Annotated in this window: 20 protein-coding genes and 2 pseudogenes; 4 read left to right on the plus strand and 18 right to left on the minus strand. The window is 39.4% G+C overall.

The genetic code is table 11. The features are described 5' to 3' along the window. Positions 1-59: 59 nt before the first annotated feature. A complete protein-coding gene (locus NST24_RS15380; RefSeq protein ID WP_259253416.1) occupies positions 60-1,295 on the minus strand; it encodes an alanine--glyoxylate aminotransferase family protein in 1,236 nt (411 codons plus the stop codon). A 173-nt stretch (positions 1,296-1,468) separates the two neighbouring features. On the opposite strand from NST24_RS15380, the gene NST24_RS15385 reads away from it, so the two are divergent. Next, positions 1,469-2,347: an endonuclease gene (locus tag NST24_RS15385; RefSeq protein ID WP_342461951.1), complete on the plus strand. Its 879-nt coding sequence runs from the start codon at positions 1,469-1,471 to the stop codon at positions 2,345-2,347. Between the two features lie 15 nt (positions 2,348-2,362). Here the strand turns inward: NST24_RS15385 and NST24_RS15390 are convergent, their stop codons facing one another. The 9 genes from NST24_RS15390 to NST24_RS15430 form a co-directional block, all read right to left on the minus strand. After that, the gene (locus NST24_RS15390; protein ID WP_058336889.1) at positions 2,363-3,106 is read right to left on the minus strand and encodes an IucA/IucC family C-terminal-domain containing protein; all 744 of its coding nucleotides are present in this window, start codon (positions 3,104-3,106) and stop codon (positions 2,363-2,365) included. 21 nt (positions 3,107-3,127) lie between these two features. Continuing rightward, positions 3,128-4,165, minus strand: coding sequence for an iron ABC transporter permease (locus NST24_RS15395; RefSeq protein WP_039168968.1), 1,038 nt, complete (start codon positions 4,163-4,165; stop codon positions 3,128-3,130). Next, a complete protein-coding gene (locus tag NST24_RS15400) occupies positions 4,158-5,174 on the minus strand; it encodes an iron ABC transporter permease (RefSeq protein WP_008346988.1) in 1,017 nt (338 codons plus the stop codon). The genes NST24_RS15395 and NST24_RS15400 overlap by 8 nt, the downstream gene beginning before the upstream one ends. Positions 5,175-5,244: 70 nt before the next feature. Beyond that, on the minus strand, positions 5,245-6,198 hold the full coding sequence (locus tag NST24_RS15405; RefSeq protein ID WP_007500381.1) for an iron-siderophore ABC transporter substrate-binding protein: 954 nt from the start codon (positions 6,196-6,198) through the stop codon (positions 5,245-5,247). Positions 6,199-6,337: 139 nt separating this feature from the next. Further along, positions 6,338-7,240 carry an alpha/beta fold hydrolase gene (locus NST24_RS15410; RefSeq protein ID WP_045034560.1) on the minus strand — a complete coding sequence of 301 codons (903 nt, stop codon included), beginning with the start codon at positions 7,238-7,240 and terminating at the stop codon, positions 6,338-6,340. A 71-nt stretch (positions 7,241-7,311) separates the two neighbouring features. Further along, positions 7,312-8,223: an alpha/beta hydrolase gene (locus NST24_RS15415; protein ID WP_342461952.1), complete on the minus strand. Its 912-nt coding sequence runs from the start codon at positions 8,221-8,223 to the stop codon at positions 7,312-7,314. Positions 8,224-8,514: 291 nt separating this feature from the next. Continuing rightward, entirely contained in the window at positions 8,515-8,943 is a 429-nt protein-coding gene (psiE, locus tag NST24_RS15420; protein WP_008346998.1) for a phosphate-starvation-inducible protein PsiE, read from the minus strand. A gap of 38 nt (positions 8,944-8,981) precedes the next feature. Further along, positions 8,982-10,289, minus strand: coding sequence for a HAMP domain-containing sensor histidine kinase (locus NST24_RS15425; protein ID WP_342461953.1), 1,308 nt, complete (start codon positions 10,287-10,289; stop codon positions 8,982-8,984). Beyond that, positions 10,276-10,971, minus strand: a complete 696-nt coding sequence (locus NST24_RS15430) for a response regulator transcription factor (protein WP_024719771.1) — start codon at positions 10,969-10,971, stop codon at positions 10,276-10,278. The genes NST24_RS15425 and NST24_RS15430 overlap by 14 nt, the downstream gene beginning before the upstream one ends. A 237-nt stretch (positions 10,972-11,208) precedes the next feature. On the opposite strand from NST24_RS15430, the gene NST24_RS15435 reads away from it, so the two are divergent. Continuing rightward, the gene (locus NST24_RS15435) at positions 11,209-12,414 is read left to right on the plus strand and encodes a DUF418 domain-containing protein (RefSeq protein WP_249855599.1); all 1,206 of its coding nucleotides are present in this window, start codon (positions 11,209-11,211) and stop codon (positions 12,412-12,414) included. 78 nt (positions 12,415-12,492) lie between these two features. On the opposite strand, the gene NST24_RS15440 is transcribed toward NST24_RS15435, so the two are convergent. Further along, positions 12,493-13,431: a WYL domain-containing protein gene (locus NST24_RS15440; RefSeq protein WP_342461954.1), complete on the minus strand. Its 939-nt coding sequence runs from the start codon at positions 13,429-13,431 to the stop codon at positions 12,493-12,495. 83 nt (positions 13,432-13,514) lie between these two features. Here NST24_RS15440 and NST24_RS15445 point away from each other — a divergent pair, with 83 nt between their 5' ends. Continuing rightward, positions 13,515-14,159 carry an NAD(P)H-dependent oxidoreductase gene (locus tag NST24_RS15445; protein WP_342461955.1) on the plus strand — a complete coding sequence of 215 codons (645 nt, stop codon included), beginning with the start codon at positions 13,515-13,517 and terminating at the stop codon, positions 14,157-14,159. Positions 14,160-14,237: 78 nt separating this feature from the next. On the opposite strand, the pseudogene NST24_RS15450 reads toward NST24_RS15445, so the two are convergent. From NST24_RS15450 to NST24_RS15470, 5 genes and pseudogenes are all read right to left on the minus strand, one after another. Then, positions 14,238-16,093 (minus strand): annotated as a pseudogene (locus NST24_RS15450) (alpha/beta fold hydrolase). A gap of 58 nt (positions 16,094-16,151) precedes the next feature. Continuing rightward, a complete protein-coding gene (locus NST24_RS15455) occupies positions 16,152-16,718 on the minus strand; it encodes a TetR/AcrR family transcriptional regulator (protein ID WP_342461956.1) in 567 nt (188 codons plus the stop codon). A 612-nt stretch (positions 16,719-17,330) separates the two neighbouring features. After that, entirely contained in the window at positions 17,331-17,831 is a 501-nt protein-coding gene (locus tag NST24_RS15460; RefSeq protein ID WP_342461957.1) for a hypothetical protein, read from the minus strand. Positions 17,832-17,841: 10 nt separating this feature from the next. Next, entirely contained in the window at positions 17,842-18,819 is a 978-nt protein-coding gene (locus tag NST24_RS15465) for a bifunctional lytic transglycosylase/C40 family peptidase (RefSeq protein ID WP_342461958.1), read from the minus strand. Then, positions 18,816-21,140, minus strand: a complete 2,325-nt coding sequence (locus tag NST24_RS15470; RefSeq protein WP_342461959.1) for a hypothetical protein — start codon at positions 21,138-21,140, stop codon at positions 18,816-18,818. Before NST24_RS15470 ends, NST24_RS15465 begins: the two co-directional genes overlap by 4 nt. A gap of 161 nt (positions 21,141-21,301) precedes the next feature. On the opposite strand from NST24_RS15470, the pseudogene NST24_RS15475 reads away from it, so the two are divergent. Beyond that, positions 21,302-21,446 (plus strand): annotated as a pseudogene (locus NST24_RS15475) (DNA replication and repair protein RecF); the annotation flags it as partial. Between the two features lie 621 nt (positions 21,447-22,067). Here the strand turns inward: NST24_RS15475 and NST24_RS15480 are convergent. Continuing rightward, a complete protein-coding gene (locus NST24_RS15480; protein ID WP_342462637.1) occupies positions 22,068-24,524 on the minus strand; it encodes an ATP-binding protein in 2,457 nt (818 codons plus the stop codon). Further along, on the minus strand, positions 24,502-24,969 hold the full coding sequence (locus NST24_RS15485) for a conjugal transfer protein (protein WP_045035163.1): 468 nt from the start codon (positions 24,967-24,969) through the stop codon (positions 24,502-24,504). Before NST24_RS15485 ends, NST24_RS15480 begins: the two co-directional genes overlap by 23 nt. Positions 24,970-24,977 lie beyond the last annotated feature (8 nt).

The following is a 24,977-nucleotide window of genomic DNA, read 5'->3' on the forward strand; positions in this document are numbered from 1 at the left end:
AGCGTTTTTTCCCAAATAAAAAATACCCGCTGGTGGCGAGTATTTTGAGAATCCCTTTTTTATTCAGCTTGTTCATAGATGGAAAGAGCCGCCTGTAACCCAGCGCCACAATTGATGGCTGCTCCGTACTTCATCAAGATGGCTTCAAGGCCTGCTAAAACAAATAGAATATTTTCCTTTCGGCAGCTATAGCCCATTGAGCCAATTCTCCATATCCGTCCTGCAAGAGGCCCAAATGAACTCGCAATTTCAATTCCAAAATGATGAAGAAGATCAGCCCGGACCGTTTCTCCGTCGATATCACTTGGAATGACGATACACGTCACGACCGGCATTTTGCAGTCTGGATCACCAAATAATTCAAGCCCCATCGCTTCAAGTCCTGCCATTAAAGCCTTTTCATGAAACAAGTGGCGCTGAAAACGTTCCTCCAGACCTTCCTCTAGCACAAGTCGAACCCCTTCTCTCAGTGCATAAAGCATCGTTGTCGCTTCTGTATGATGATTTAACCGCCTCGGGCTCCAATAATCTTGCAGCTGGCTTAGATCAAAGTAATTGCTTTTGATTGGAGAAATGTCTACCTGTTTTTGCAGTTCGTCCTGTGTTGCAATCCCTTTTTCTACTTTCTTTCTCGATTGTACGACGTCAGCCACTCGTTCATTATATGTGATCGGTGACATCCCTGATGGAACAGACAAGCATTTCTGCGAGCCCCCAATTGCCGCATCGATTTTCCATTCGTCTACCTTGACCTCGACACCACCAATTGTCGCCACAGCGTCTACAATAAAAAGCGCATCAAGCGCTCGGCATGCTTCACCAATTTTCTCAAGCGGCTGTAATCTTCCGGTAGATGTTTCACCATGAACCATCGCAACAATTTTCGGCTTGACTTGATGCATCTCTGCGATGATGTCGTCTTGCTTAAAAACCGTTCCCCATTCACATTCCATTGTATGTACCTCAGCACCATAGCGCTGTCCAATTTCAATCAGCAAATGACCGAAGCGTCCAAAGACCGGAACGAGCATCACATCTCCGGGCTCGATCACACTGGCAAGCACAGCTTCAAGTCCTGAGCGGGACGTCCCATCAATTGGATAAGCCCATTCATTTTCTGTTTGAAAAAGTGATCGTAATAAGGTCATCGTTTCATTCATGATCTCTGTAAATGCAGGATCAAATTGACCAAGAATTGGTGTACTCATCACTCGAAGGACTCTCGGATCTACTTCGACAGGTCCTGGTGTCATAATGGTTCTAGTAGGTGTGTGTAGTTCTTTCACGTTATCCATCCTCTCCCTTGCTGTGTCCATCCTTATATGCCCACTTATACAGCAATGCTGATAAAATAGCAATCTCTTTTCTTACGAATTGGTTACATAAAATTTACGATACATCCATTTATTTCTTTATGGCAATATGATAGAACTAAAGAGTATACATTCCCTATGAAGGAGGAAATAGAATGAAAAGATCTTTATTTGGAACTGTGGCTGCCGGAATCATGATTTTCGGTACATTTGCCGCTCCGCTGCCTCCCGCTGCAAATGCTCAAGGCTTTACTCTGAATGAACCGAGTCAAACCATCACCTTTTCCCCGTTACAGCTACAAACCGAAACATCTGCTCAACATGCGAAAACAACTGCTTCAAGTCAAATTGATTCCTATTACCAATCTGCTGCTGGCAAATCTGGGCCTGCTCTTAAGAAAGCATTACACGATATTATTGATGATCATGCGCAGCTATCCTACAGCCAGGTTTGGGATGCATTAAAGAAAACGGATGAAGATCCAAAAAATCCAAGCAATGTGCTCTTGCTCTATAGCGGTATCTCCAGGTCAAAGCAAGCAAATGGAGGAAACGTGGGACAGTGGAACCGGGAGCATGTGTGGGCTAAATCTCACGGCAATTTTGGGACGAGCCAGGGACCTGGTACAGATCTCCATCACCTTCGGGCAACAGACGTACAAACGAATAGCACACGAGGAAATTTAGATTTTGATATAGGCGGAAATGAATACAAGGGAGCGCCGGGCAACTTCTATGACAGCGACTCATTTGAACCTCATAGCCGGGTGAAAGGAGATGTAGCAAGAATGCTCTTTTATATGGCTGTCCGATATGAAGGTGATGACCGTTTCCCAGATTTAGAATTGAACAACAAAGTGAATAATGGAAGCGCCCCTCTTCACGGCAAAATGTCTGTCCTATTGAAATGGCACAAGCAAGATCCAGTCGATCAAATCGAACGGAATCGTAACGAAATCATCTATCAAACGTACCAGCACAATCGCAATCCTTTTATTGATCACCCTGAATGGGTAAGCGATATTTGGGAATAAAAAAGAGAGGCACTGCTATGAACAAGCAGTGCCTTTCTTTTTTTCAAGCGGACAGACGAGACAATAATCAAGGCTCTCTGATTTTTTCTCAAGCTTATAATACATACAGCAAGTCTTTCGATTTGATGTGTCTAGCAAACTTTCATCTAAATTTAAGCTGTGCTGAAAAGGATTTTGCTTCACTCCGAAAAGATCACCCGATGCCTTCTTCAGAAACAAATAATCCTCCCGTACGCGCTCTTTCATTTTAGGCTCTTCCGTTTCTCGCATCATGCTACGGTAAAGAGAATTGATACGTACCGCTACATTTTCCCATAAAATCGAATACGGAAGTCTTGAAGTACGTTTCAATACATCTAAAAGAGGTGTGACACACTGCGTAAATAGCATGCGGACGACCTGTTCTCTCCACTCATGACGATCTCCTTCTAACTGAACAAATGAACAGAGCGTTTCATCTAGCTCAATTTTACGATCTTCTCTAAAGACACACGCCTCTGGTGAAAACCGGTAGACAGCATCATACATTGTCATCAAGTACAAAGTAGAACTAACAGCTAAATAGGCATAGCGTTTTGAAAACATGGACGCCGCCACTGCTATATTCGGTGCATGCATCGCTTCCTTTTCAGCTTCTAATAAACGTCTGATAGATGCTTCTGAAAAAAGCGCAGCCAGTGTGCGATCAGATGTCATTGGTCCATTTGTGATGTGTACCCCGAAATCAAGTAATTCTCTCTCAACCCACTCTGGCTTCATATCAAAACCCCCATCTTTCGTTTAACGATTTCGCTGTTGATATAACAAATAAATAAAGAACGGTGCACCAATTGCCGCCGTAAAAACACCTGCCGGGACATCTAACGGGAGAAAAGCCGTTCTCGCAACTAAGTCTGCCAGCATCACGAGAATACTTCCAACAAGCGCAGATGCTGGAACAAGCGCAATAAAGGAACGACCGATGATCATCCTTGCCACATGTGGCGCCATCAGTCCGACAAATTCAATACCACCTGCGAATGCAACGGCAATACCGGCTAATGTCACACTCATCAGTAGAAAGAATAACCGCTTCGCCTGAACCTTGACCCCGAGACCTGTTGCAAGATCATCTCCAAGCTCCTTCACATTCATCGTTCTTGCCAGCACCATGACAATCGGTAAAATAATCAATACCCAAGGAAGCATTGCGATGACGTCCTTCATTGTAGAACCATATAAACTGCCCGTCAGCCAGATGTATGACTTGGTCGTGGTCATCGTATCGCTGAGCACAAGAGTAAACGTCACACACGCCTTCATAATGGCGGAAATCCCAATCCCCATCAAGACGAGCGTGATCGGCTTGACGCCTTTTTTCCATGAAAGCAAATAAATGAGGCATGATACCGCAAAAGCGCCTGCAATGGCCCACAACGACTGATAAGCAATAGGCACAGTGCCCATCCAAAAGACGATGAACATAATGGCGCCAAACGACGCACCGCTCGTAATTCCTATGATGTCAGGCGATGCAAGCGGATTTCGAATGAGACCTTGTAAAATAAGCCCCGATACCGCAAGTGCCGCTCCCACTAAAACCGCAAGCAGGGTCCTTGGAATCCTCAACGTATTTAATACAAACGTATTTCCCTCGCCTTGTCCGAAGATATGCAGCAGCACATCAGTAGGCGGAATAAAGCGGCTGCCCATACAAAGGCTCAGAATAAATAAACCAAAGGCAACGCCTGTCAATAATAGTAAAATCAAAAACGTCCGCTTTGAAAATTGAAATGAAATGCGCCCGCCCTTTGAACGCACTGTATATGTTTTAGCCACCTGTCTTCAACCCCTTGCGCACGAGATAAACAAATAGAGGCGCTCCTGCAATTGCCGTCATGACACCAATCGGTACTTCCTGCGGCATGATCAGAAAACGAGCGGCAAGATCTGCGACAAGTAAAAGCGACGCCCCTACAACGGCACAATACGGCAGTACCCAGCGGTGGTCAGGTCCAACAAGCTTTTTCACAATATGCGGCACAAGAAAACCAACAAATCCAATGGATCCTGCGACAGCGACGGAACCTCCTGCTAAAAAGACGACAAGTACCCCCATCGTCATCTTCAAAAGCAACGTACGCTGGCCAAGCCCTTTCGCAATATCATCACCCGATAAAAGGACATTGATCGAGCGGCCAAGAAGCAGCGCCACCACAGTCGCCCCAAGAATATAAGGCAGCACAGGCAGCAGCATATCTATACTTCTTCCTGACACTGAACCAGCCATCCAGAACAGGATGCTTTGAATGGACTGTTCATTCACGATTAAAAGTCCTTGAGTAAAGGACGCAAACAGAGCAGATATCGCAGCACCTGCGAGTACAATTTTGACCGGTGTCAGTCCGTCTCTTCCAATGGAGCCTAGAAGAAAGACAAGCATACCTGCAATGGCAGCGCCTAAAAAGGCCGTCCACATATAACCTGTTAACGACTCGGTAGAAAAGAAAACAATCGAAATCACAATAAAAAAGAGTCCACCTGCATTAATACCTAAAAGATCTGGTGCAGCCAGCGGATTTCTCGTCAATGCCTGCATGAGTGCACCTGAAATCGCTAGACTTGATCCAACAACCGTCGCAATTAAAGCTCTTGATAATCTGGATGTCATGACAATCACACTGTTTGGATCTGACTCATCAAACTGAAGAAACGCATGGATGGTGGCTTTGAGGGAAATTGAGGTTTGCCCAAGAGAAATACTGAGCATAAAAAAGACCAACATCAACACGATGAATCCAGCAAATAGCAGTGCCTTGCTCGAATCCTTTTTTAATAAACTTCTCATCTGATTCCCGCTTTCAATCTGTTATGGAAAAAGGAGAAAATGGTTTTTCACATTTTCTCCTCTGCTACACTTATTTATCAAGCCCTAGACGATCATAAATATCATCAAGCATCATGTTTGCAGCGGTGATACCGCCAGCCATGTTCCAAGTGATTTCATCAACTTTATGCACTTGTTTCGCTTTCACTGCATCAAGCTGCTTCCATAAAGGATGACTTGTCCACTCTTTATATGCTTTTTCAACTGCTTTATCCTGATCATCCATGAAGTAATAGATCACATCTGCATCCATTTGTGGAATGCTCTCTTTGTCTGTAAGTGTAATGATATCTTGCTTTTTATCTTTGACATTTTTAGGACCTTCAAAGCCTAGCTCTGTTAAAATTGAACCTGCAAACCCAGTTTGATAGATTCTTGCATGATCTGCACGGAAGTTCACCACAGACACACTCATTGGCCAGTTTTTAATGTCTTTCTTTGCTTTTTCTTTGAAGTCAGCGACGCGGTCATCCCACTTCGTCAGCAATTCTTTTGATTTGTCTTGCTTGTTTAACGCTTCACCCATTAAATTCACTGTGTCTTTAAAAGTGAACACTGTTTCTGTTGCAACAGTTGGAGCGATTTCTTTCAGCTGATCAAAAATTTGCTCGTGACGGATTTTTGATGCAATGATCAAATCTGGCTTCAGCTTTTCAATTTCTTCTAAGTTTGGTTGTGTTTCCTGCCCAACAATTTTGACACCCTTTAAATCATCTCTTAAATATTTATACGTAGGTGCTTCAAGCCAAGATTCTACAACACCCACTGGTTTAATGCCCATAGCGACGGCTGCATCAGTTGCTCCTTGATACAACGTCACTACACGTTTAGGCGATCCTTTAATTTCAGTTGAACCGATAGCGCTTTCAACGGTTCTTGTTTTCTCATTACTATCTGACTTGCCTTCGCTGCTATTACTGCCACAAGCCGCAAGTAATACGATGGAGAGCACAACTAGTAGCGACCAAAAAGATTTTTTGAACATGTACCTCACCTATCCATTCTATATGTAGTCATATCATTTGATAACGATTCTCATTATCACACTATGATTTTATCATAGAAAAGGATGGTGTCAATGTAAATTTTTAAGAAAAAGGTAGAGTGTTGACTAGTTGTTCAGGTTAAATGGAACTTTTCCACATTTGGATGGTACGCCCAATCTTTTTTCCCGATTCTAGTAAAATGGACAAATGAGTATGGTTTTCTATCACTTGGTAAACAGATTGATTTTTCACCTGCTGATTTGGAAGCGCCAGATATGGATGAAATTTGTCTACGTCGTATAACTCATCCTCGCTTCCAACAAACATGCCATAAGGCTGGTCCAGCCTTGCAAATTGTTTTTGAGGTGCAGATGGCGTTAAGGCAAGAGACATATTGATGGTAATGCCTGTTAAAAGAAGTGGATCTTGTGCAATCACCCATGCTGGGTAGTGAAATCGTACAGCTTCTGAATGCCCCATCAGCCTTCCTTTTGTCATCGCAGATAGCACGAATTTCCAAACTTGAACTGTGGCAAAAGGGACTTGATTAGACTTCGCTGTGTCAGATTTGTAGCCAAATTCAGGAGCAATAAAAAAGTAACCGTCTACTTTTCTTTTTTCATCCCAAGATAGATATTGAAGCAGCAATCCAGCTCCAGAGGAATGACCACAAAGATAAAGTGCTCCTTCGTGCTGCTGTTTGATGACATCCACAACTTGCGAAATATCTTGCCACACGTCAGTGACTTTGGGTGTATCCCCCTTCTTTCCTTCAGAATATCCGTGGCCTCTCAAATCCAGCAAAAACACATTCACGTGAAAATCATGTTGCAATGTATAGGCGATATGCTCATAACCAGCCAAGCTGTGAGCGCCTCCGCCATGAATGATGATCACATTGGTCTGCGTGTTTGTTTCTGATAAAAACGGATAATAAGCAAGACGTATGCCGTCATGTGATTGAATGAACTGTCTTTCTGGAATAGCTACAGGAGCTACTTCCTGCATACTTGTAAATGAAAACGGTTCTGTTTCGTTCATAATTAACTTTTGATCCTCCAATTAGAAACGAGAATGGCTAGAGCATTGCTGGCCATCCTCATGTTCGCATCCTATTTTGTCATATCCCTCAAAGGGAACGTCTTACTCTCAATAATAGCGACAATTTGTTTTAACGCTTGGTTCGCTTCGGGAATAGGGAAGACAGGAAAGACGTGATTCATTTTTGGGTATTCGATATAGTTGATGGGAACACCCTGCTTGTCCGCCATCTCTTTGAATTTCCGGGCATCTGGGAGAAAGAATTCATGAGTGCCAATAAAAACAGAAATTCGTCCTAACGATTTGATTTCTCCATAGATTGGACTGATCAAATGATGTGTTTCATCTGTATTACCTGCATAGGCTTTGCCCGATTCGATTAGTAAATCTAGGTTGAGCATTGGCTCTTTTGGAACCATTTTAGCGATATCAGGATTACTTAATGTCACATCAAGCCATGGTGATAATAGAATCAAGTTTCCAGGCTGCGGAAGACCTTTTTTTGCTAAGTATTGAGCAAAGGCCAACGATAAACCGCCGCCAGCAGAATCACCCATGATGACGATTTTTTCTGGTGTTCCTTTTTCTAAAAGAGCTTGGTAAACTGGGAGAACACTCTCGATTGCATCCATATATTGATGATTCGGTGCTTTTGGATAAACTGGCACATACACCGTACTATTTAATTGCTTCGTCAATCGATCCAAGAAACGCCAATGCCATACGAGCGGCTGCTCAATATAGCCTCCTCCATGTAAAAATAGCACCTGATGATCATCTGGCTGCACATCTGATTTCAACATGTACGTATCGACTGAAAACGCGCTGCTTTTGGTGATGTGATATTTCTTTTTCAACTTCTCAGGCAGCACATAAGGTAATTGATTCGCCATTCTTCGTTCTTCTAAATACCCCTCAACATTCAGTTTCTTCTTTGTAAGTACAAGTAACCATTCAACAAACAAACTTTGAATACTTCGCATACGATCGACCCCTATAGATAGAATGATGACAATCAATGTCTAGGAAAAGAATGGTTTCTCTTTTTCTAAAGCATAACATAAGAACTTGTGAATCCGTTAACTGCTTTGGACAGAATACTTTTTCTATACATCTATTCATTTATGAACACCTGTCTATTTATATTATATTTTCTAGATCCATCATCATCAATTGTCAATCTTTCAATCATTGTTCATTAATCAACACATATTCAAAAACTGTTCATTTAAACACAAAAAAGACGAGTGTTGACCACTCGTCCTTCTTCTTCCTCACTTCACTTCCTCATGCTCATGAGCAGTATCTCTTTTGCTCGCGATAAAGAGTGCACAGGTCATCGCAAGAATGGCCAGTGCCCACCAGAATGTCGATACGGCCTGTTCATGATCAATGATAATCAAACGGATGACAGCTGTGATGCCAATATAAATAAAATAACGTAGCGGAAAATGAAAGTTGGATTTAAAGTATTTAATAATTAAGGCAATAAACTCAAAATACATAAAGAAGATCAGCAGCTCGCCAAGCATTCCATAATAGCTTTCTCCTTTGTTAAACAATGTTTTATAGACGAATTGCACGATGTACCATGTTTCACTAATTAAGAGTACGCTTAGCGCAATCGCTAGAAAGAACAGGCAGATATTCAGAAGGGCTTGCAGAAGATCAGGTACCTTTTGGAAATTGTTGAATCGTTTCATCAGATTGTTTCCCCATTCCATGATGTTGTTTTTGCTCTCTACATTTTGGTATTCCAAAATCGCAGCACGATGTAGTAGGTATCGTTCTTTTCTACACTTTCAAACTGTCCATGCATTCGGGACATCATCCGCTTGATGCTTCGTTCCCCGAGTCCATTGCTTTCCGGTATGATGTCTGTCTTTTTTATCGCATTGCTCACATGGATTTCAAAGACATTTTGGTCGGATAAAAAAGTGATCTGAATGTCCTTTTCAGGATCTGCGTATTTACGTAAATTTGACATCACATTATCAAACACTCTGCCAAGTTCCTCGACGTTTACGTTAAAATAGCTATCCGGCATTTCGCCTACAATAAGGACCGTGAAATTCTCCTGATGCAGCAGGGCGACCTGATCTGATAGAAGATCATAAATCACTTCTTTCACTGCAACGGTTTCAAGCTCTGACTCGTGCTCTTTATCCAGCAGGAAATAGGCAAATAGATTGTCAGACAGATTCTTTAATTGCAGGGCTTTTCCATACGCACTCGCTATATATTGCTCCTTGCGGGTATCCGCTAGAGCCTCCTCTTTTTTCGCAAATTCCAGATTCATGATGAGTGATGTCAGCGGGGTCCTCATATCATGCGACATTTCGGTCACTAAACTGCGGCTCTCTTCCTGCAGATCATCAATGGCCTGAAGCTTGTCCAAAAAGGCTGTTCTTAAATCCTCAATGCTCTTTGCAATCATGGCCAACTCATCATGCCCCTTCACTGTCATCTCATAATCGAGCTCACCGCCTTCAAGAATATGAATCTCTTCACGGATCGTTTGCAAGTAACGTAGGCTTCGGCGAATGCCAACAAGCACAATCAGGAGAAAAATGAGTGTTGCACCAAGCAGTTCTAGTGTAAAGGCGAGATCGTGATATCGAGAGGAGTAAAACCCGTCTACCATAACCCTACCTTCTCCATCGCTAAATTGAACCGGGTAAGAATGACGCTTTGCGTAGTCGGTCACCTTTTCTTTCCCATAGGCCGATTCGTCAGCGGCAGAGTAAATCGAGTCATATTGAAGCACTTCATCCTTGTAAACAGTGAGATTAATATAATCTTCTTTTTTCACCCACTCACCGAATGCTTTTCGATCCGTTGAAGTCAGCTCATGTTCTGAAACGTAGCGGCTGAATGTTTGAATGTATCTGGCTGACTCTGCCTGATCATACTCATCTGAACTCAAATATCCTTCGATCAGGTGATCGGTGATCTTTTGCAGTGTCAAAAAGACAACACCACTTACGATAGCAGCGACCAAAATGAGCAGTGACAGCTTTTTGGTCAGCGTATATTTACGATGTGCCAAACCGGTATCCTCTCCCCCATTCTGTTTTGATATACACGGGACGAGCCGGGTCATCTTCAATTTTGGCACGCAGCTTTCGGATATGCACCATGACCGTATTGTTTGAACAATAAAAATAAGGCTGGCCCCACACGCTTTCATAAATATTTTGAGCAGAGAATATTTTGTTTCGTTTGTTCATGAGCAGTTTTAATATCCGATATTCTAAATCAGATAACTTGATTTGCTGCCCATTTTTCCACACTTCATTAAATTCTTCACTCACCTTCAGGCTACCGCCAACTAAATAGGTTTCTTCCTGTTCCTTTTTTTCCTGATAGATGGTATATCTGCGCAATTGCGCCATGACCCTAGCGTGAAGCTCCTCTTCTGAAAAAGGTTTTGTCATATAATCATCTCCGCCAGCGAGTAGTCCTTCGGTTTTATCCCATGTACTAGATCTGGCGGTCAAAAATAAAATTGGCACATTTGAGGTGGCTCTTATTTGCTGGCACGTTTCGATCCCAGAGATACCCGGCATCATAACATCCAAAATCACCAAATCAAGCGAATCATCTACAACATACAATGCCTGCTTGCCATTCATGGCTCTCAGCACCTCATACCCTGCACGTGTCAGAGATTCCTGCAAAAGATCACCGATCTCCTGATCATCCTCTACAACTAATATTCGATGGGTCATGTCTCAATCACCTCATCCTTCATGATGTTCATTTTTATATGTTATTACTATATATCATCTAGCTATGTGAAAAGATACACCATAAATCTTAAGTGTTTATGAATATGATCAATTGCCATCAAGTTGTCACATTTATTTTCAAAAAATTGGATCTTCATAAATGATTAAGAATTGACCTGTATATTGATTCATTGAAGGATTTATCTTTAGATCCAATACACGAAAAGGAGCATTGATATGAATGTAAGCAAGGTAGAACACGGACAACCAATGAGTCTCAAAGAACGGGTGCATTTTTTGGACATTGTACGAGGATTCGCCTTAATGGGGATTATTTTGGTCAACTATTTTTTGATTGTAGATTCGGTCAAGGGATTTGAGATGGAGTCTAATGATGGTTTTCACCACATTGTGAATTGGTTTGCCTCGGGGAAATTCATTACGTTATTTTCTTTTCTATTCGGGGTTGGTTTTATGATATTTATGGATCGAGCCGCTCAAAAGGTGGACAGCCCGAACAAGTTGTTTGCTCGCAGATTAACCATTCTCTTAGGGATCGGTCTTCTGCATGTCACGTTTGTATGGATTGGAGATATTTTAACCTATTATGCTGTCGCGGGCTTTTTACTGCTTTTCTTTTACAAACGCACAGCCAAAACCATCCAGTACTGGCTCATCACACTCTTTGTGATTCAATTGCTCACGCCTCTTTTCACCATGCTGCTCAATACCATCAGTACAGGATCATCAGGCAAGCCTGATTTTGCCGATTTTGAATTGACCAGTCACAACAGTCTGACTTATTTAGCATCGATAGGTGACCGGTGGACGGATATGTTCACGATGGCTTCGAGCTCATTTTCCACCGTCTATTCCATGTTCTTCATGTTTTTACTTGGTGTGTATTTTGTGAAAATGTCGTTTTTCAAAAACATGGAGACGAAAAAAGCGATTTGGAATCGTATTTGGATGATTTGTACAATTGCTTTTCTTATCACACTAGCCAGTACGATTATGACGGCGGTCAACTCTTTTGGACATACGCCATGGATGAACATTGTCTCTGCACTTGAGCAAAACGGCGGATTGACTGGCAGTATGTTTTATATGAGTTCACTTGCGATGCTGTTTCTGCACATTCCTCAGCTGCGAGGTGCTTTAATGGTGTTCACCAAAGTCGGCCGAATGTCCCTGACCTGTTATTTGCTACACTCCATTATTGGAACAATGCTATTTCTCAAGTACGGAGCTGGACTTGCCGATCATCTTTCACCGGCTGGCACGTTCTTCATGGCTATTGGCGTGTATGCCTTCCTTGTCCTTTTCAGTACGTTATGGTTAAAGCGGTTTAAGTCTGGACCGATGGAATTTATCTGGCGTCAGCTGACGTATGGAAAGGTCAATGACCAATCGAAAACAAATACATTTCAGGCGGCGAAGTAGAAGTAATAGAAAAAGGGCGAATTACGACAGTTCGCCTTTTTTCATGAGTTGAGTTTTTGTGATTCAGATACAATCCGTTCATTTTATATATTGATCCATCATTTCTTGCAATTGATTCAAATAATTTTCTTTCAATTCATCTGGGTATTCAATTTTCACATGTTTCCCAAATGAGATCAAATAGTGAGTCATATACGATAATTCTTCTTGGTTGTACCCACCCACTATATAAGGCGTATCATCAATGGTCTCCAATCTCATATTCGGATAATGATTCTTCAAAAACTTCTCTTTCCCTTGTTCCGTTAATCGACATTTAAAAGAGATATCATGATAAGTTTTTTCGTACTCGAGCTGCAGTGCTTTTAATGCTTCTTTCGTAAAAGTGTCTTTCGTTTCTTCTTCGATCATCATGTCCGTCATACAATCACATCTGTAGATGCCCCACTTTTTATTCTGAACATCATATGCTTCGGTAAACCAAATCCCATTTCGATAAAACAACTCAAGAAATTGTAGCCTGATCCTTTTATGTTCATATTGAGTGTATGTCATCTTCACGATTTGATCTTCCATCATTGCCTGCAATATCAAATCCAAATGATTTTGTTCACTTACTGGCGCGACATGATAGTAATGAATCACATCCAAAATCTCCGTGATCCGATGTTTTCTCTCATCAGACATTGTAGCAAACAGTTTTTGGCGAATCTGTGAGTAAGACTTTTTAAATGGTGTTGCTGACAACAGATCTAAGGCTTTAAGAGCGAAAAAAATGGCTTGAACTTCATCTATTTGAAAATAGATCGGAACCAATGGAGATTGATTCACGATCCGATATCCTCCATGTCTGCCATTTTCAACATAAAAAGCTAAGCCCATTGACTCTAGCTCTTCTATATCTCTTAAAGCCGTACGTTTAGAAATGCCAAATTCAGTTTCTAAATCTTTTAATTGAAATGAATATTTATCACTTGAAAAAATAAGCTCTTGGTTTAAGCGTTCTGATTTTTTCATTTGATTTTCCTTCTGAAAAAGGTGACATGTATTGTCACCTTTATATTTTATACTCAGTTTATCAAAAGAAAAGGAGCATGCATATGAAAACATTCATTATTAACGCGCACCCTGATTTCACTGATCGAGAAAGTTATTCAAGCAAACTGCAAACACTATTTTTAGAACAGTTTAAAGAAAGATTCCCTCATGAGGAGCCTACCATTTTACATTTATATGGAACTGAAATTCCTCGTATCGAAAAAGACCAGCTGCTACGTATTTGGGATAAGCAAACATCTGAACAAACATTAACAGCTGCGGAGGAAAAAATCGCCGCTTCTTCTGCTGCTTTATTGGCTCAATTCAAAGCACATCATCGAATCGTGATTGTATCACCTGTTCATAATTTCAATGTGACGTCACGTATGAAAGATTATATAGATAATATCTTCATTGCTAGAGAAACGTTCAAATATACAGAAAATGGTTCAGTTGGTCTGATGACTGACGATTATCGTGTACTTTTGCTTCAAGCAAGTGGCTCAATTTTCACAAATAACGATCGGTACACACCACTGGAATTTTCATATTATTATCTAAAGGAAATATTCCAAAACTTGATGGGGTTTCAACAATTTCATATTGTCCGGGCACAAGGAACAGCGATTTTAGATCAAAAAACTATCTTACAATCTGCATCTGATGATATGACGAAAACCTTAGATGCGTTTTATGCACCTCGTTAACTTCTATTTTTTCAAGACCCAGAACGAAAAATTTTGCTCACTTGTCATCAATCTTATTTTTTCGTTTTGGGGTGACTCCTATCTGCTAGTACAAATATTATTGATGACTAATGCTGCCGTTTCACTCGGATGGCTAAGAGGGAAATGGTGGCCATACGGAACAAAATCAACCTTCCCAAGATGCGATGGCGCAGAATAGCCTCTATCATACTCCCCCCAAATCATGTGTAGGTTATCCTTTGTGACTTCTTTAAAGTCACCTTGATCGGTTTTCAGTAGTAAATGGTTAAGCTGAACCGTCGTATTTAAAATTCTAGGAGAAGTAAAGCTGTTTCTGATTTTTTCAATATAATGTTTAGGGATGCTCTCCGTGCTTTCAAACAAACCATTTCTTAATACATAACGCTCTATCATTTTAGGAGTTGCTAATTTTAATGACCATTTGTTCATCCATTGTGGAACATTTAGCGATTTAGCATTTTTTTTAGAAACAGGCGGCTGAAGTAAAGTGGATGAATACTTCTTATCTATGTAGCCTTGTCCCAATGCTTTCAATAGAATAAACGCACCGAATGAATGGCCAATGAGATGTGCACCATTAGCCGCTTTCTCCAATAACTTTTTCACTACATTCAAATAGATATCTAGAAGATGTTTCTCTCGTTTAAATGGAGAACGCCCCAAACCAGGAAGGTCCAAAATCCATACAGGTTGACCTGTTTTCTCATGAAGCTCTTGTGCTAAAGGAAATAAATCTTCTCCATCACTCAATAAACCATGTAATAAAATAAACGGCTTCCCTTCTCCTTGTAATTGGTAAAGGGTGTTATTATCGCATAATGTTCGTTTAAATAAATGTTGGTGCTCACCATTTTGAGCCATCATTCGATAATCTAGATCAGCTACTACAGCAGGGAAAATGTCATGACACTCGTCTTCTTAAACCAATCTTCTCCCATTATTTTTTTCACTGAAACATTTAAGAACGTTCGTTTTGTCATAAAATTCAATCCGTCAGAAGGAATGTTTGTGAGTTTACTTACACCACTATTCATGATAGCTTTCATCAGTGGCATTGGGACAGAGATGTTTGGCGTCCTCATATTCATACTTTCTGACATCATACTTAATAGTCCAGCAACGTTCTGATCGTGCTCTTTGTCTTCAACAAGTGTATATGTTTGAATAGCCGGCTGCTCCAACTTGAAAACCTGTACAATAAACTTCGCAAACTCATCGTTTGAAATAAGTGGTAACCGATAGTCCTTACCTCCAGGAATCACCGGCATGAGCCCTCTTCGCATACTCTTTACAAGCAAACCCAATCCTGCAATTTGCTCTGTACTCCCTGTTTGACTACTACCAACGACAGTTGGCGGATTAATGACAGAAAGAGGATAACCTACTGAAGATGCCTGTTGACGAATATAAAGATCTGCTAAAAACTTTGTTCTCTCATAAGGATTTTTTATTTTCAAGTAATCGTTTCCTTCTTCAAACACGTCGATGGCAATCTTGCTATTTTGATCATCAAAGGGACTCATATAACCGACAACATGGATAAATTGCTGTAAACCCTTCAATTGATGAATACTTTTAGCTAATTCACCAATATATTTGGCGCCATTTAAAAAGACGGAAGCTGCCTCTTTACTTGTCGCTTGAATATCCATAGGGCCTCCTGCGTGAATGATCACATCCGTTTTCAATACCCTCTCCTGATCTTCAGGACTTAGACCCAAATCGACTTTCGTCAAATCACCTTCAACAAAGTGCATCACTGCCTCTTTTAAAATGCCTCTTTCTTGAAAAATGCGTGTCGCTTTACTTTTCGACCTCACTAAAAGAAGAATGTTCACATCTTCTTTGACTAATTCTTTCACTAATTGCTTTCCGATAAAGCCTGTTCCACCCGTTAAAAATACTGTTTTCATGTGAAATCTCCTTTTTAGTACTATATAGTACTAATTTGATGTAAAAAAAATGCTTCTTTTATCGAAGCAAGTTAAATAAATGATCTGCTGTTTTTGTGATGACAGTGGCATCCTTCAATGTTTCTGAAACAAATAACGCGCCTTCAAGATTTGTAATAAAAAGTGATGCCACCTCATCAATCTGAATCGAATCTCTGAATTCCCCGTTCTCTACCCCTTGTTTCAGTAACAGAGAAACTTTCTCTTGTAATCCTGTGAAAAAAAGACCTATTTTTTCTTTTATTTGTGTGGCCTGTGCAGGACTTTGAATATAAAGAGTAATAAATGGACAGCCGCCCTTATACTCTCTCGACTGAACGCCTTGTGATAATTGCTTTAAAAACATTTGGGTACGATCTTCAACTGAAAATTGGGTCTGAGAAATTACGTCGTCTATTGCAGCTTGATACATATCAATCCAATAATCAACGACCCCTTCTAATAATTCCTCCTTATTAGAAAAGTGATAATACACATTAGACTTTGATACTTTGCTAACACGAACTAATTCGTCCATACTCGTATAAGCAAACCCTTTTTCCAAAAATAATGTTGCAGCTACTTCAAGTACACGTTTTTGATTCATTAATTTTACCTTTGTCATATTTAGAACTATACAGTACTAATTTGAATGTGGCAAGTATTTATTTTGAATAAAGTTGATCTGAACCTCGAAGTTGTTAGCGGCCTTAAAGGTAAAATCATTTCTCCTTTAAAAGGTTCAAAACAAATGTTGTGAGAAAGTATTTCAGAGAAGTTTATAAAAGACATGCATTGAGCATAGCCATGCTGTAAACGTTTTGAATAAGAACTATGTATGGGAAAGGTTAAGACATTCTAGTATAAAAAACAACCGCAGACACGTATCTCCATGTCACCCAAAAATTGAGGACCAAAGGAATTGTATCTGCGGTATGTTCAATAATTAAATTTTGTGGGCGCTTTGTGGGTGCTTAATATAAATATAACGTCTAAACACCTTTAATCCCCTCTATATCAACGGTTAACCAATCGAACCTTCCATCTCGACCATATTGAAACGAAAGAAATACCTAATGGCGCAAGAAACGCAGTAATATGAAGGGTTATGCAAACCCTTCTTTTTTTTATTTTTTATATTATTTTGAGTTTTTGGTATCACATTCGGTATCACGAAAACAGGAAGCACATCATCTCACCTTCACGGTATTTACAAAGATTAATTACTTCCTTTAACCTGAACATTTTCAACAATCCATCCACCTTTTTGTTTTTTCAATTCTGTTTGAATAATTAAGGTCTGCTGAGTGGTAACAGCATTCACCGTAAGCGCGATTTTTGCTTCATTAAGGTATAATTCGTGCTTTTCATCAACTTTCTTTGAATAGCTTTCTAAAGAAAGTAAATCCCCCTGCATGGTTACACTATGTTTCTTTGGAGCCTTAGAGGGGAACGCATAACTCATTGCTTTATCGGTCGCCAACTTTCGAACAGCCTTCTCACGACCGTCAGCATCTTCATACTGAAAGAACGCTTCAAAAAATTTCTGATTCACTTTAGTAGCTTCTGATTCTTTCAACTGGCTCATTTGATTCTCTACTCTTTGGCGGTCTTTAATAGCTTGATTTTTTTCAGCACTTAACTTGCTGTATGTCATGTAATAACTCGAAATCCCTAAAATCAAGACCACACCACCCAATATCCAAAATACTTTCTTCATGAAATACCCCCTATTTTTTTATACGACCAAATGAAACCAAGTGGTCTCGCCAATATCCCTTTTTAAGATCAGAGTATTGGACGCCACTATCGTTACTATTATACATTCTTCCATCTCCTACATAAATTCCCACATGTGTGATGAATTTTCCTTGATACGTTCCAGTAAAAAAGACTAAATCCCCCGCAACTGCTTCACTTTCAGCAATCTTTTTTGTTGCGCCATACTGTTCTTGTGCCGTCCTAGGCAATGAAATACCCGCTTTTCTGTAAGCCCATTGCACAAGGCCCGAACAATCAAAACCTGTTTTAGGAGTTGAACCAGCCCATTGATATGGATTACCTTCATATTTAAGAGCTTCATTCATTACAATTTCATATCCTTCCATTGCACCGTTGACTGGCTTTACAGTGCCACCACCTTTTAGATAACGAAAGACGTTATCAACATAATTGGGATCACCATAGCTTCGCCAGCCTAATTTCAAGGCTTGAAATTTGCTAAATTCTAGTGCAAGAGCTTTAGTATACTTCCCTCCACGTTTTTTCACGAAGTCAATAAATCCACCACCATAATTGTAAGACTGTAATGTAAGACGCACGTCTCCACCTGCTTTTTTATAGACCGCCGCAAAATGCTTTATACCAACTTGTATCGAATATTCTGGATTTGTTATCGTATTAGGCGGTAAACCTATTGACTCACTAGACTGCATAATATCAAGATAGCGTCCTCCACTCTCCTGCATTGTTAGTGCCATAATGATATTCAATTGATCGTAAACCCCTTCTTTCCTTGCGTACTTCTCGAAAATATGACGGAGTCTTTCAATCTCCGGCGCAATGCCATTCGTTATATACTCATCATCCCCAACGTCAATTTCTTCTTGTTGATTACTCCCACCAAAAATTAATACAACAACAAGCAGCATTCCCCCAAAAAAGATAATTGGGAGTGAAATAAAAAAAGCCGTCAATAGCTTTTTCATGTTCGATTACCTCGATCACTTTTGCTTTGACGACTTTCTATCTGATCCAATTCTATTTTCACGTGTTTTGGTTGTTGTTGAATAACTCTTTTAGTTTTTGGTTGTGCATCAGATTCCTTAACTGTTTCATTTCCACTTTTTTGAACAGGTGTATTTACTTTTTCTTCTGATTGTATATGTTCATTTAAGACTTGATCATTTCTTGCTACGTTAGCATAAGGAACTGTATTCAAAGGCTTTTGATTACTCACCTTTTCCTCTGTTAACGTTTTTTCATTAATGCCTTGATCACTTCTTTCAACATCAATCTCATGAATTGATGTTGAACCCTTCGGACTATTGGTCTTTTCTTCTTCGGCAATATGTTGATCACTTCTCTCTACATCAACTTTAGGAATAACGTTAGAAGCACTTGTATTACTGTCACCTTCTTCTTTCAGTTGATCTTTAGCAAGCTGTTCACTTCTTTCAACATCCACTTTCGGCATGACATTCGAAGCACTTGTATTACTGTCGCCTTCCTCTTTCAGTTGATCTTTAGCAAGCTGTTCACTTCTTTCAACATCCACTTTCGGCATGACATTCGAAGCACTTGTATTACTGTCGCCTTCCTCTTTCAGTTGATCTTTAGCAAGCTGTTCACTTCTCTCTACATCAACTTTAGACATAGCATTTGAAGTATCTGTATTATCCTTGTTCTCCTCCGCCAATTGATTAGAGGCTGCTAATTGACGCTTTCTTTCAACTTCTTTTTTCGCAGCTAAATCCCCCTTATTAAAATTATCCTGTGAAGTTCTATCAAATTTAGAATTGCCAGTAGTTGATTGATTTTGTGGCGCACTTCGTCTTTCCGCTGAATACTGTTGTTCCTCTTCTGCCTTTTTCCTTTCTTCAGCAGCTTTTTTGGCGTCATGTCTCTTTTTCCATTCGCCAATACTGCTACCAACTTTATTTACACCTTCCCATGAAGGTTGAACGACAGACTTTCTAGTATTCTCTAATAAATTTGCATCCACAGATTGAACTTTCCCAGCCGTAACAAACTTGATGATCTTGTCACGTTTCAAGAAAGAAACAATAAGGATTGCTGATATAGCTGCCACATTTAAAAAGTACATCCCTAAATTTGTTGGAGGAATGGTTTTATTTGTAATGACACAAATTGCATAAACAAATATCAAAACAAATGTGAGCATAGCTTTCATCACAAATAAAGCAAGCATTCTTCCTAGCGACACGAACCCGCTATAAGCAAACTGGGGAACGTAAGAAAGAATGAACGCCATTGGAAGAAACAAAGCAATCGCAAGTACAATAATTTGAATCAAGAAATTAAGAAAAGGAATTAGAAAGAATGGTACGCCTAGTGAAATAGCAGCAAGCAAACCTATAAATGAATAGCCTAACTGTGCGTAAATACTTCCCTCTGCTATACTCTGATTTTTATACTCTTTGACTTCCTTATCGTTGATAAATTTCTTTTTCGCACTTTGACCCTCACTAGTAAGTTTAAAAGAAAGCAGCGTATCTATTCGATCAAGACCACCTTCTCCATCACCTTTTTTCAAGATTGTTTTTTCATTTGGTGTACCGTAATTAGTAACCAAATATGGACTTTTCAAAGCTGCGTCAAAATAAAAGTTTCTCAATACGGCGGTTGTTCCTTTTAACTCCTGTCCTTTTTTCACATCTTCCATACTCAAGGAAGAATCGGTTTTCCCTGAAAAGGAATCAACCAATTTATTTCCAACATTTATAAGTTTGCCTTGCCCCTCAATTGACAAGGCATTAAGAGATTCGACCCAATATCCAGCTTTGTTTACCCATAAGCCTGCCACAATCATGACAAGAAAAAACAAAGCGAAACGTCTCATACCCTCCTTAAAATTTCCTCTTATAAAGAATAGATAGACTAGGAAGGCTATCAGAAACACAAAGATTATTTCTCCAAAACTTTTCTTCAAAACATTGTACATATCCTTGGAGACGCTCGTAATAGCGTCGCTAAAGTTATTTATCGGTTCAGCACTCATAAACAAATCCATTGCCTTATCAACGACAAGAACAATTATTTGTGTCGTACCTAGCATTACATTGGACAGAGAAACAATAGTTCCTTTTATCATTCCATCTTCCGCTTGATTGTGAGCTTGATAATGCTCCAACGGAAAACGACTTATTTCAAGATCAACCCCTCCAACCTTTTCAATCTTGGGTTTAACCGTCTTGTCTCCCTCCTTATCATCTGCAAAAACCAAAGTTACAGAAGAAACCAACATCACAAGAGCTAGGAAAGTTATTATTAATTTTCTCTTCTTCATTTCAACCTCCTAATTTCCCCCAATAAAAAAAGCCGCTCATTTATGAACGACTACATTTTTAAAACTATTATTTTATACAATCAAATTCATTTTTGTGGCTATTAATTTCCCTTTCCCCTTAACCAAACTCGCATTTTGTTAAACAAAATTGTAATTATAACTCGATGGCAAAGTCTCATCGTACGTCAAATGATAAAGAACTTATCCGATGGGACCAGGACTATGCTAAAATAAAAGGTAGAGACAGAAAAAAACGGTCCACTCCCCATGCAGCTCGTGATCTCAAAAAAGGGGAAAAGAGCACGTTTTTTTGGTTTCAACAAAAGCAGAAACAAGGTAGAATAGAAAAAGGAATACACGCTATTGCAGTAGCATGTATTCCCACGTCCCAAAAGAGGGAGGTGAACTTTAATGCTGGAACTGGTTAATGCGTATTTGAGTATGATTAATTCCGTAGCATCAATTGCATATATTGCATTGTCTACATACATCATACTAAAACGCGAGAAGCATAAAGTTCAGTAATTTTCACGAGACCCGATTATCGGGTCTTTCTTTATTTCCTCCGTCTACTTCAAGTAGACATCATCAGAAGTGTAAGAGAGATTAAATTATTTATTGCTCTTAATATCTCAATGTAACAGTTATTGAATTATTTGTTGCGGTTCAATTTTTTAAAAAAAGAGTCACTCATCAGATGCACCTTAATTGCAATACTTTTGTTTAATGAGTTGCAAAGGTGTGCTTCGTTGTCGTTGTGCTCTTGCGCTTCAATTGCAATTGTTTTGTTTAATAAAGTTCAAAAGTGTACCTTAGTGTACTTCCGTGTACTTCCGTGTACTTCCGTGTACTTCTGTGTACGATTATAACACATCTCCATAGACATGCCCACATGGATATGCAAACATGAATTCTTAATAGTAGACTTTATAAATAATTTTCTTCCGCATATGCCACTTCACTTTTATGGATGGTCTCGAAAGCCCCCATCCACTCTTCAAACAGGCATTCAATCGAAATCTTTGCCGTACGTCCGTAGATGTCTTTAAACAGGCATTGACCTTGAAACATTGATCCAAGCATCTTTTGATTTTCTTCACTTGGCTCAAGATTCATCCATTTCAAAACATCTTCCCTTTCACTCGGTTCGTCAAATGCAAAAGCGACACCAAAGTTTCCTTTGCCATCGTCATGTAAAGCATCCTTTGTTGATTGCGAGATGAAGAATTCAGCATTATTATAAGAACGTCCAATTCTTCGCATTTGACGCTCAACTTTTCGACCTTGAGGACTAGCTGTAAATATCCATGCTTCGTCTATGAACTCAGCTGTTTTTTCATCTGCATTCATCCCGAACAATTCGCAAAACTTACCGACTGCAAACATGACCGCACTAGACTTCATTTGTGACTTCGTGAAATTCTCAATTCTTTCACCGAATTCCGGCAAGTCCATGTTCTCAATTTCTAAAATCGTCATTCTCTCTGTTAATGATAAGGAAGGATTCGAACCGTCGTGAATAAGTAATTTCATGATTGAGTCTTTAACAGATTCAAAAAGATTGTCTCCTGCTTCTCTCACAATCTCATTTTTGTGCTGCTGCATTTCATAAATGATGTGGAGTGACCCAACTTGCTCACCACGTTCTTTTCTCTCAAGAACATTTGAGATCGCTCTTAAAAAAGCCGTACTTATAGTATCCTTGTCTTTAAAATTATAAATTTGTTCAAAAATGACTTCTATTAAATCTTTGGCTTTACTTGCTGGCATAAATGATACAGGGTCTAATGCACCCCAGTTTTCTTTTTTCTCGTGATCAAGCGTTATAAAGTGGTACTTCTCCAGATGATTGATATAGAGTGGAAAGTCTTTACGTGTCTGTGGATCGTTAATAATTTTTGTGATCCACTTCCTCATTTCTTTTTTAGGATCAATATATAACGCTTTAACATCCATAAACGAGATATATTGATACAGTAGCTTCGCAAGGAAAGACTTTCCGTTCCCCGTATCACCTGTGATTAAACAATGCGGCGATCGGGTTTTAGAGCCTTTAATTTGTTGGTTCGCTAAGAACGGATGATAAAGAACAAAATCACGACTTGATCGGATAGCGCTTTCTAAGTCAGTATGTTTATCAAATCTGTCTCCCCATCCTAAAAAGAAGCCAATCTTTGAACCAACAAAAGAATCAACACCTAATAAACATTCAGCTAACCCATTTTGTGTCGTTTTTTGAATCCAGTTTTTGTCCATAAGATCAAGCTTTTGAGCAGGAAGCATTTTATAAAATAGAGACAGTTGATCAGCAATAGGAATCCTGCATTTAATTCCTGCTCCTTTTAGGTGTCTGACAACCACCCGTGCCTTTTCGGTACATTCCTTTTTGCTTTTTCCATCAACAACCACAACCGCAAGCCAGTTGATCAAAGACACTTCCTCTTTTTTGATTTTGTTTTGTAAGTCCTTTACGAGAAATGCACTTGTCATTGTTGACTGATCACTTTCGTCACCGAGACTATGCTTTTCATTTTGCTCTTCCTTTAGTTGTTGATGTTTGATATTTAAAGCAGCCTTTGTCATTCCTTTGCCTTCAACTTTTGCTTTTATATCAACTTCTACAGGAAAAGGTAGAGACTGAACTTCAAAAAACAAGTCACTGTTGACCATATTATCAAAATACTCATCAACAACAACAAAAGATATATATCCTTCATCTTGATCACTCATGAGTTTTAACGCACCTGGAATTGTTGGATCAATGACTGTATTCGTTATAGATTGTATGTCTCCACTTTCACTTTCCTCGGCAGCATCATGATAGAGACCCCTAACAAAATGATAGCGATTAATATATTTCAGTTCACTTTCCTTCAATCTCTCACCAAATACTGATGTAACTGTACTTGCCAAGTCATCTTCAATTTCTAAATATTTCTTAAAAAACTCAGAGGAAATATCTTGTTCCCACCCCAACATATTGACTACTGTATCAGTAGCAGTATTAAACATTGACATTAGATTGTCTTTCATATCTGCATCCATACTAAGAAGTGTTTTGTTTAACTTAATACCAATTATGAAATCTGGTTTGGTCAATCTCCCTAAACGCTGATCCATTACACTGACTGTTTCTTGCATATAATATGAAGCCACGTCAAAAGCATCTTCATGTATATCCTTTTTCAGTACATTCAGACGCCCTTCAAGATCGAATTCATTCGGGTACATCATCAGGTGAAAATCTTCATACTCTGTAATATCTTCATAAAACGAAGTCCATTTATCCTTGTATTCTTCTATTTTACTTTGATTTTGTGAGGGAATGGAACTGCTCTTGATCCGGTAATATGCCCAAACATCACCGGATCTCGTCAAGATCAAATTGTTGAATATACTCTTCATTGGTGTTTCCAGATTCAAAATTCTGCACCTCCCTTAATGGTTTAAATCGTATTTCTTTTTGGTTAATAAATGGAACTTCACGATCATTACAAAATTTCTTTTTTGGGAACTTAATCATAATCAAATATTTAAAAACCCCCCAGAAGTACAAATAAATATTTTTCCCCTCTGGTTTAACCTTGCTAACAAAAATAGTTAAAGCTAAAGGTATTCCAAAAATTACGATTAAAAATGTATTTTCAAAGGCGCTAGGAAATATCTTCCTAACACCTAAGAAAAAACCGAAACTAATTGCGACAAAAATAAAGTAGTTGATCATAGGAATCAACTCTATTGCGAAAGGCAAACTGAAATTATCAGTAATCTTTTGTATTTTCTTTGGTTCGCGCATTGCCTTTCTGTAATTAAAGACCATTCTAGTCATTCTTTCAC

The organism is Bacillus sp. FSL R5-0286, assembly GCF_038593245.1.
Classification (GTDB): Bacteria; Bacillota; Bacilli; order Bacillales; family Bacillaceae; genus Bacillus; species Bacillus altitudinis.